The sequence below is a fragment of the Sphaerospermopsis aphanizomenoides BCCUSP55 genome, from assembly GCF_001586785.1.
Taxonomy (GTDB): Bacteria; Cyanobacteriota; Cyanobacteriia; order Cyanobacteriales; family Nostocaceae; genus Sphaerospermopsis_A; species Sphaerospermopsis_A aphanizomenoides_A.
The window spans coordinates 18,391-28,647 of record NZ_LUFH02000084.1; the positions used below are offsets into that span (position 1 = coordinate 18,391).

Genomic DNA, 10,257 nt, shown 5'->3' on the forward strand with positions numbered 1-10,257 from the left:
AATTGATAATTGATTTTTAATTATGAATTATCAATTATTAATTTTTTCCACAGATATTTTCCTAGCAATAATATTTCTTCAACTATGAAGAATTAACAATTGACTATTAACAGTTACCCCTCTTAATTGTCAATTGTCAATTATCAATTGAACAATACTATGCCATTTCACGATTCTATTTCTCAAGTTTTTGCATCAGCTAAAAATTGGTTTTTTCAACTTTTTTCTCCACAACAAACATCTAAAACATCTATGAGCGATTCCAAACCACGCGACGTACAAATTCTACCTATTGCTACAAACACAAAAGTTCTCCGAGCCAGAAGTTGGTCACGTCTGAGGTTTGAAATTGAATACGCATTAGAACGAGGCACAACCGCTAATTGCTATTTAATAGAAGCCGATCAAACTGCATTAATTGATCCTCCAGGAGAAAGCTTCACAACCATTTATCTAGAAGCATTGCAGAACACGATCAATTTTCGCAAATTGGATTATGTAATTCTGGGTCATTTTAGTCCCAATCGCGTACCAACTTTAAAAGCACTTTTAGAACTTGCACCACAAATCACTTTTGTTTGTTCTCTGGTTGGTGCAAATAATTTACGAGCCGCTTTCCCAGACCAAGATATCAAAGTTTTGGTTATGCGGGGTAAAGAAACTTTAGATTTGGGTAAGGGTCATGTTTTGAAATTCTTACCTACTCCTAGTCCCCGCTGGCCAGAAGCACTTTGTACCTACGACCAGCAAACCCAAATTCTCTACACAGATAAGTTATTTGGTGTACATATCTGTGGTGATGAAGTCTTTGATGACAATGTGGCAAACTTCAAGGAAGACCAGCGTTATTACTTTAATTGCTTAATGGCTCCCCATGCAACTCACGTCGAAGCTGCCTTGGAGAAAATTTCTGATTTGCAAGTGAGAATGTATGCTGTTGGTCATGGGCCATTAGTCCGTACTGGTTTAATTGAACTGACCAAAGCTTATGGAGAATGGAGTCGCGCTCACAAAGACCGAGAAATTTCCGTAGCTTTACTTTATGCCTCAGCCTATGGTAATACTGCAACCTTAGCACAGGCGATCGCATTAGGGTTAACTAAAGGTGGAGTAGCTGTCAAATCTATTAATTGCGAATTTGCACCCCCTGATGAAATTCGTACCACCGTCGAACAAGCAGATGCTTTTATTATTGGTACTCCTACCATCGGTGGTCATGCACCTACACCAATTCACACGGCTTTAGGTATTGTTTTAGCTACTGGTGACAACAGCAAACTGGCCGGGGTGTTTGGTTCCTATGGTTGGAGTGGAGAAGCTTTAGACCTAGTGGAATGTAAACTGCGGGACGCTGGATATCGGTTTGGTTTTGACACCCTTAAAGTCAAGTTTAAACCTGATGAACTGACTTTGAAAATGTGTGAAGAAATCGGTACAGACTTTGCTCAAGCTTTGAAAAAGGCGAAAAAAATCCGCGTACCCCAACAAGCTGCGACTCCCACAGAACAAGCTGTTGGTAGAATTATTGGTTCTGTTTGTGTAATTACAGCCAAACAAGGGGAAGTTTCTACAGGAATGTTAGGCGCTTGGGTATCTCAAGCTACTTTCAACCCACCGGGAATTACAGTAGCGATCGCTAAAGACCGAGCCGTAGAATCTTTGATGTATCCTGGTGGTAAATTTGTTCTGAATATCCTCCCGGAAGATGTTCATACAGACTACATGAAACATTTCCGTAAAAATTTCGCCCCCGGAGAAAACAGATTTAATAACTTCCAAACAGTAGACGCAGACAACGGTTGCACAGTCCTGACCGATGCAGCAGCCTATCTGGAATGCTCAGTGGGACAACGTTTAGAATGTGGTGATCATTGGGTAGTATACGCAACCGTTGATAACGGTAAATTACTCAAACCTGATGCTGTCACTGCTATCAACCACCGCAAGACAGGGACACATTATTAATAGGTGACAGGGAACAGGGAACAGGTGACAGAGGAGAGAAAACAAAAAAGAGTGTTTGATTTTAGATTTCATTTTCCCCTACACCCCTACACCCTTATTCCCTTTATAAATTACACAGCCGCTTTAGGTAATGAAGCGGTTTTATTTTAGCGTTTCCTAAAGATAGAAATCTAGTTAGAAGTGGGTAGTCTAAATACACGACTGATACCAAATTGGGATAAATAGTCTGGTGTCAAGCTGCTGAAATAGCCCAAAAATAAAGGTTTTTAATCCAAAATCCCAAATTGGTATAGACCCGTGAATTGAAGGAGGTTTTACAAAAAATACTTTTAGGTATCGCTTTTCGGAAAAAGAGTATTCTCTCTTGTAGTCACCAAGTAGTTGTCAAAAAAACCGAACTTTAGACGCACGCTCTGGGTATTGATAAACTCAAGGCTGTCTCAAAAGATAGCAACTGTACTATAAGAATGCTAGTGAGAAAATATTTGAAAAAGTCTAATTTGATACCTGTGTTGAACTGATAACTGTTAAAGTCATGAAACTAGAAGAATTTCAAAAATTGATAGGTTACTTTGTCGAAGAATCACAAGAATACCTGGACATCATATACAACAGGATATTGCATCTCCAAAATACAATTGATCATAGAGAAGAATTAAATGCGCTCTTCCGGGTTACTTTTAGCCTCAAAGGTGGAGCAGCAATGCTAGGATTTACTAGTTTGCAAAAAATTGTATATCGCTTAGAAGATTGTCTACAATTACTTCGTTATCCAATTATTGCCGATGACCCTCTACAATTATTATTTTTAGATGTGTATCATGCCATCAAAAGATTAATTCTAGAAATTAAAACCCCTGAAGGTTTAACAGCGCAAAAAGTAGCTGACATCACTTGTAATATTGATGCCATTTTTACTGTTATCAACTCCCACTTACTTTTTCTTATTGATAAATCAAACTATAAAAACAAAATTACTAACACAGATTCCTGTCTCACTTGGGGTTATGATATTCCATTAAAACTAATTCTGCTAGATACTAAAAATTTTTTGTGTAGAACCTTTGCCGATTATTTTGAAGGTTTACCTAATGTAGAAATATTCAACGGTACTATTGAAGAATTATCCTTTTTTGATTGTGTAGTCACTGCCGCCAGTTGCTTATCTGCTGCTAACAATAGTATTGATGCAGCAGTTATCAGATTTTTTGGTGAAGATGTAGAACAACTTTTACAAAAACGTATTCAAGAAGAGTATTTAGGAGATCAACCTATTGGTACATCTTTAATCGTGGAAACAAATCATCCACTACATCCATTTATTGCCCATGTTCCTACTTTAAGAATGCAGATGTCTATGGCTGGTAAAGATCATGTTTATCAAGGTTTATGGTCTACTCTCTTGGCTATCCGCCAACATAACAAACTGTACTGCAATTATTTACAAAAACAGATTAATATCGTTGCTGTTCCTGGCTTGGGAACTGGTCTTGGTTGCGTACCTATTGACGAAGTTGCTAGACAAATGTCTATGGCATATCAAAATTTTCTTTTCAGTTTTACGCCATGGCAGAGAGAATTTCAGAGTTTGCTGACTATTGCTTAAAGTTGATCAAAGAAAGATAAAAGTAAAATTTTTTTAAATTCCGCAATTCCCACCAAGACAACCGAAAGATATTAGTTTAATCTGGAATTAAAAAGGTATGAGTAATTGAGATTTATTTCTTAAAGAAAATACTAACTACCCGCAATACAATTTTATAGGATTTGGTTCCTCCAATGGCTCCCAAACACAAAAAAATTAAATTTCCTCTTTGGCATTATTTGAACCAGCCCTTATTCAGTCGTGATACTAAATTGATTTGGAATCCTAACCGCTTTGCCCTACTTTGGCGAATTCAACTTTTAGAACGGTGCTGGGCTAAACATTCCGACGCTAAAGGGTCTCAACAGTCTTAAAGAGTAGGGCGTGGGGCGTGGGGTGTAGGGTGTAGGGTGTTCTTAATTTTGGATTTTGGATTTTGGATTTTGGATTGTTTTGAGCAACTTCAATCTAAAATCTAAAATTTTGTTCCCTGTCACCTGTCACCTGTCACCTAATAACTGAATTATTCCTCGTCTGGTAAACTGGGCTTTTTACCATCTAGTAAAGCACTGACTGTCATATCTCCCATGACATTAATTGCAGTGCGACAACGATCTAAAAACCAGTCCACCGTTACCAATAAAGCTATATATTGCGTAGGTAAACCTACGGAAGTAAAAACTAAGGTCATCGTTACTAGTCCAGCATTGGGAATACCTGCTGCACCCACCGAAGCAAAAATGGAGGTGAGAACGACCACTAATTGTTGTCCTAAACTGAGATGTTGCCCGATGACTTGGGAAATATACAACGCAGACATAGCTTCATAAAGGGCTGTACCATCATTATTAAAATTTGCGCCAACTAATGCTCCTAAAGAAGCAGAAGATTCTCTCAAACCGATTTTTGTTTGCAAAATTTCAAAAGTGATGGGCATTGTCACTGTTGAAGAAGAAGTGGAAAAGGCTGTTAAAAAGGCATCAGCACCACCAGCTAAGAACTTAAACGGGTTTACCCAAGAACCAAATTTGACTCTGGTGAGGTAATAACAAGCTTGTAAACATAGGGCTACCAATACGGCTAAAATAAAAGCCGCTAAAGATTGAAAAGGTGCAAAGCCTTTTTCAGCAATGATTTTCGCTACTATACCAAATACTGCTAAAGGTACTAAAGCAATTACCCAATTGAGGATGCGGATGACTGCTTCAAATAATATGGCAATTACATCTTCAATAGGTTGGTATGCTGTCTTGCCTTCATTGATTTGTTCTGATTTTAACGCCCGTAAGACAATACCAAAACTGAGGGCGATAACAATAAGTTGAATGACGTTATTATCAACCAGGGGTTTGAGAATGGCTTCCGGTACTGCATCTTTAAACAGTCCCCAAGGATCGAAACTTTGAGCAGTGTTTTCTATACTACCTGGTGCTACTAAAGTTCCCCAAGTTCCAGGACGCAAAGTGTTAGCAACTAAGAGTCCCACAACAATAGCTACTGTGGTGTTAGTTAAAAGCAACACTGCTAACCTTCTTCCCGCTGTACCAGGAATATTAGTAGTCATGAAGGTATGCAACACTGCTACTAAAATTAATGGTGTGGCTAAAGCGCGGAGTGCTTTTAAAATTAATTCAGCCGGAATTGCTAAGTTAGTAATTAAGGTGGCGTTGCTGGGACTGGGATTTCCCGCACCTAAAGCAATACCTAAAATGATTGCCAGCAGTAAGGCAATGATAATTTGTAAGGTAAGAGGAATACGCTTTAACCAGGTCATAGCCTTGATTTTGCTCATGGTGGATACTATAACAGGGAATAGGGCATAGGGTTGAAAGTCCTTTGATCACTTAGTTTTATGAGTCTTGTCTGTTCTCATCCAACTGACAACCACTATATTGTCTATTTGTCACTATTAGAACATCAGTTGTCAGGATTAAGATTTCGCAAATTGGCGACTATTCTGGATAAAAACTGTTAAGCTGTATACTGCATCTGGATTTTTAAATTTTAAATTCTAAATTTTTAATTTTTAATTTGTACTTGCTTATGTCTTTTGTACCTTTACATATTCACAGTGACTATAGTTTGCTCGATGGAGCAAGTCAATTACCTGATTTAGTGGATCAAGCGATCGCATTGGGTATGAAAGCGATCTCTCTCACAGATCATGGTGTCATGTATGGGGCTGTAGAATTAATTAAAATCTGCCGCAGTAAGAATATTAAGCCAATAATTGGCAACGAAATGTATATTATTAACGGTGATATTGAAAAACAAGAACGCCGTCCCAAATATCATCAAATTGTATTGGCAAAAAATACTAAAGGCTATAAAAATCTAGTTAAATTAACCACAATTTCTAACCTTAAAGGTGTACAAGGTAAAGGAATTTTTTCCCGTCCTTGTATTAATAAAGATCTACTTAAAGAATATAAAGAAGGTTTGATTATCACCAGTGCTTGTTTAGGTGGAGAAATTCCCCAAGCAATTCTTAGTGGTAGACCGGATGCAGCCCGGAAAGTAGCTAATTGGTACAAAGAAGTATTTGGTGAAGATTTCTATTTAGAAATTCAAGACCACGGCTCCCAAGAAGACCGAATTGTTAATGTCGAAATTGTCAAAATTGCCCGTGAATTAGGCATTAAATTTGTTGCTACTAATGATTCTCATTACATTTCTTGCTTTGATGTAGAAGCACACGATGCTTTACTGTGTATTCAAACAGGACAGCTAATTAGTGAAGATAAAAGAATGCGATATAGCGGTACAGAATATCTGAAATCTGCCGAAGAAATGAAACTGCTATTTCGTGATCATTTAGCCGATGATATTATTGCCGAAGCCATAGCTACAACGGTAGAGGTAGCCGATAAAGTCGAACCTTACCATATTATGGATGAGCCAAAAATTCCCACTCCGCCTATTCCTTCTGGTCACACTCCTGACACCTATGCTGAAGAAATTGCTTGGCAAGGACTTTTAGAAAGATTAAATCGCAAATCCCGTAGCGAAGTAGATCCCGTCTACAAAGAAAGATTAGAATATGAATTAAAAATGCTGCAAAAGATGGGTTTTTCTACATACTTTTTAGTAGTGTGGGACTACATCAAATTTGCGCGAGATAATAATATTCCTGTCGGTCCAGGTCGGGGTTCTGCGGCTGGTTCTTTGGTTGCTTATGCCATGCGAATCACTAATATTGATCCCGTGCATCATGGTTTACTATTCGAGAGATTTTTGAATCCAGAACGGAAATCTATGCCGGATATTGATACAGATTTCTGTATTGAAAAACGGGATCAAGTCATTGAATATGTAACTAATAAATATGGTGTAGATAGAGTTGCCCAAATTATTACCTTTAACCGTTTAACATCGAAAGCAGTATTAAAAGATGTGGCCAGAGTGTTAGATATTCCCTATGGGGAAGCTGACAAAATGGCGAAATTAATTCCAGTAGTACGGGGAAAACCAACTAAACTCAAAGTCATGATTTCTGATGAAACCCCAGCACAAGAATTTAAAGATAAATATGATAGTGATCCTCAAGTTCGTCATTGGATAGATATGGCCATGCGAATTGAAGGAACTAACAAAACCTTTGGAGTTCATGCCGCAGGTGTAGTTATTTCCGCAGAACCTTTAGATGAAATTGTTCCTCTACAACGTAATAATGATGGTTCTGTAATTACTCAATATTTTATGGAAGATTTAGAATCATTGGGTTTATTAAAAATGGACTTTTTGGGTTTACGTAATCTGACCTTAATTCAAAAAACTATTGATTTAATTCAAGAAACAAATGGTTATAGAATTGACCCTGATGAGATTACTGGTCAAGAAAGAAAAGCACAGCATATTTTAGCTAAAGGGCAACATAGTACACTACCCAAAGAAGTACAAAAAGCTTATTCATTATTAGAATCTGGAGATTTAGAAGGTATATTTCAATTAGAATCTTCAGGAATGAAGCAAATAGTTAGAGACTTGAAGCCTTCTAATATCGAAGATATTTCTTCTATTTTGGCACTTTATCGACCAGGACCATTAGATGCCGGCTTGATTCCTAAGTTTATTAACCGCAAACATGGACGGGAAGAAATTGAATACGAAACGGGAATTTTAGAACCTATATTAAATGAAACCTATGGAATTATGGTTTATCAAGAGCAAATTATGAAAATTGCTCAAGATATGGCAGGTTATTCTTTAGGACAAGCTGACTTACTGCGTCGCGCTATGGGTAAAAAGAAAGTAGCGGAGATGGAAAAACAAAAGCAAAATTTTATAGATGGTTCAGCAAAAAACGGTGTAAAACCACAAGTTGCAGAACATCTATTTGCGGATATGTTGAAGTTTGCTGAATATTGTTTGAGTTATGAAACTGAAGTTTTAACTGTAGAATATGGCTTTTTACCAATTGGTGAAATTGTGGAAAAACAAATAGAGTGTAGTGTTTTTAGTATTGATAAACATGGAAATGTCTACACTCAACCGATAGCACAATGGCATCATCGGGGAGAGCAAGAATTGTATGAATATTGTTTAGATGATGGTTCAATAATTCGAGCAACTAAAGACCATAAGTTTATGACTACTGAAGGGGAAATGTTGTCAATTGATGAGATATTTGAAAGGGATTTGGATTTGTTAAAGGTGACGGGTTTACCAGAATAATAACCAAATTGTTGCTTTTAACTTTGGCTCTTGCGTCTGTTTTATGGAGGTTGAGGATTGATTATCACAAAACCCTTACGGGGCAAGGACTATAAACTATAATGCCCATCTTTTGAATGAAATGCCCACATAATAAGGCTTTCAATGATTTTGAACTGGGTTCTCCATAAAAAGTACCGAAGAACCTTAACTTTCAGTATTCTTGATTTTGTTAACCCAGCAGTATTGCAGCAATACTAACAATCCTCTTAAAATCTCTTAACTAAGCTGCTGTGCAGCTAGATTGTATATTGCGATATTGAGGAAAAGTACCCTGACACTTTCTTCACTTTTGACTTTTGACTTTTGACTTTTGACTTGCTGTTGTGAATTTTAAATGCACAACAGCTTATGCCTATGACTCCTGGGTCGCCAAGCAAGCGATCTGCACGCTACGCGAATGTGTCTTTTGCGTTCTTTGCGATTGATTCATATCAAGCCTGGAATTGCCTTTCTTTCCAAAAAATAAACTTACACATTTGAGATGCTCCCCATATACTTGCAATCTGCTGTATGTCAAGATTGCAGCGAAAATTATTGAAAAGGGTCACATTATGCACGACTACAAAATTTTATTGACGAGATAATGAGAAATGGTTATGGGTAATCGGTGATGTATCAGACTGATTTCCTATCACCAATTACTAATTACCAATCACCGATTATGACGTTAATATTAGCTCTTGATTTTGGTGGAACTAAACTAGCCGCAGCCACAATAGAAGCTGGTTCTAAGGAATGGTTGCGCTATGAAAATCGACTTTCACCGGCAAATGCAGATGCTTTAAGTGATATAGAAATTATGCGATCGCTGATTGATTCTGTGCTAGATAGAAGTAAACCAGATGCTATTGGTGTTAGTTTCGGTGGACCAGTAGATGCTGACACTGGACTCGTCAGACTTTCCCATCATGTCCCTGGTTGGGAAAATATTCCGCTCAAACAATTGCTAGAAGAAGAATACAATGCTCCTACCAGTGTAGACAATGATGCTAACGTCGCTGCTATTGGTGAACACAGGTTTGGTGCTGGTCGGGGGTATGATAGCTTGTTTTACATCACTATCAGTACAGGTGTGGGTGGTGGCTGGATACTAAATAATAAACCGTGGCAAGGTGCAGGTGGCATGGCTGGGGAAATTGGCCATATGGTAGTAGATCCCACCGGTCCAATATGTCTGTGTGGGAAGCGAGGATGTGTAGAACGTTTAGCTTCTGGTCCTTACATAGCACAAAATGCACGGGAACTTTTACAAAAAGAAGCAAATAATCCCCCCACCAGCACAAGAGGAGAAATACTTAAATATTTAGTAGGCAACAATTTAAATTTAATCACAGGGCAAATAGTCAGTGTAGCAGCAGCACATGGTGATGAATTAGCAAAAGAAGTATTATACAAAGCTGCTTGGGCGCTAGGAATAGGTATCGGCAATGTAGCTAACTTGATGAACCCTCAACGCTTCGTTTTAGGTGGTGGAGTGACTAAAGCAGGGGATAATTTTTGGGCAATTGTACGTAAGGTAGCACAGGAAACAGCATTACCAGAAGTTAATTTCGAGGTTGTGCGGGCATTATTGGGTGATGAAGCCCCTTTATGGGGTGCTGTAGCATTGGGTTTAGATAGAGTAACACTTTGACAATTCTTGTACGCCACTTCAAAGCCAAAACAAAAGCCCCCGGTGGAGGGAGCTTTGAAATAATAGACCTGGCATAGAGCTATTTTGGCGTGGGGCAACCCCCAGACTATCGTGGCCGTGGCAGCGTTTCACCTCTGAGTTCGGGAAGGGATCAGTGTGGGACCACCGCGCAATCAACACCAGGAAAAACCGTTGGGAAGTCATGCATTCAAAAGTCAAAAGTCAAAAAAAAGATTTTGAGCCTTGAGTTTTGAGATGACAAAACCCTGAAGACTGCAAGTAACGCGAAGTTGTAGAGGTCAAGCCCTCGGTCTGTTAGCACGGCTCGGCTACATACATTACTGTACTTCCACCTACC

The 10,257-nt window shown here is 38.4% G+C and carries 5 protein-coding genes and 1 rRNA gene; 4 read left to right on the plus strand and 2 right to left on the minus strand.

Translation table 11 applies throughout. The features are described 5' to 3' along the window. Positions 1-252: 252 nt before the first annotated feature. Together A0J48_RS19520 and A0J48_RS19525 are read left to right on the plus strand one after the other, a co-directional pair. On the plus strand, positions 253-1,965 hold the full coding sequence (locus A0J48_RS19520) for a diflavin flavoprotein (RefSeq protein WP_200326011.1): 1,713 nt from the start codon (positions 253-255) through the stop codon (positions 1,963-1,965). Positions 1,966-2,500: 535 nt separating this feature from the next. Beyond that, positions 2,501-3,571, plus strand: coding sequence for an Hpt domain-containing protein (locus A0J48_RS19525; RefSeq protein ID WP_200325999.1), 1,071 nt, complete (start codon positions 2,501-2,503; stop codon positions 3,569-3,571). 502 nt (positions 3,572-4,073) lie between these two features. Here A0J48_RS19525 and A0J48_RS19530 read toward each other — a convergent pair. Then, positions 4,074-5,324 carry a dicarboxylate/amino acid:cation symporter gene (locus A0J48_RS19530; protein WP_234301035.1) on the minus strand — a complete coding sequence of 417 codons (1,251 nt, stop codon included), beginning with the start codon at positions 5,322-5,324 and terminating at the stop codon, positions 4,074-4,076. A gap of 269 nt (positions 5,325-5,593) precedes the next feature. Here A0J48_RS19530 and A0J48_RS19535 point away from each other — a divergent pair, with 269 nt between their 5' ends. Continuing rightward, a complete protein-coding gene (locus tag A0J48_RS19535) occupies positions 5,594-8,224 on the plus strand; it encodes a DNA polymerase III subunit alpha (protein WP_200326003.1) in 2,631 nt (876 codons plus the stop codon). Positions 8,225-8,927: 703 nt separating this feature from the next. Then, a complete protein-coding gene (locus A0J48_RS19540) occupies positions 8,928-9,899 on the plus strand; it encodes an ROK family protein (protein WP_200326005.1) in 972 nt (323 codons plus the stop codon). Between the two features lie 66 nt (positions 9,900-9,965). Here the strand turns inward: A0J48_RS19540 and rrf are convergent. Continuing rightward, a 5S ribosomal RNA gene (gene rrf / locus A0J48_RS19545) occupies positions 9,966-10,083 on the minus strand. Positions 10,084-10,257 lie beyond the last annotated feature (174 nt).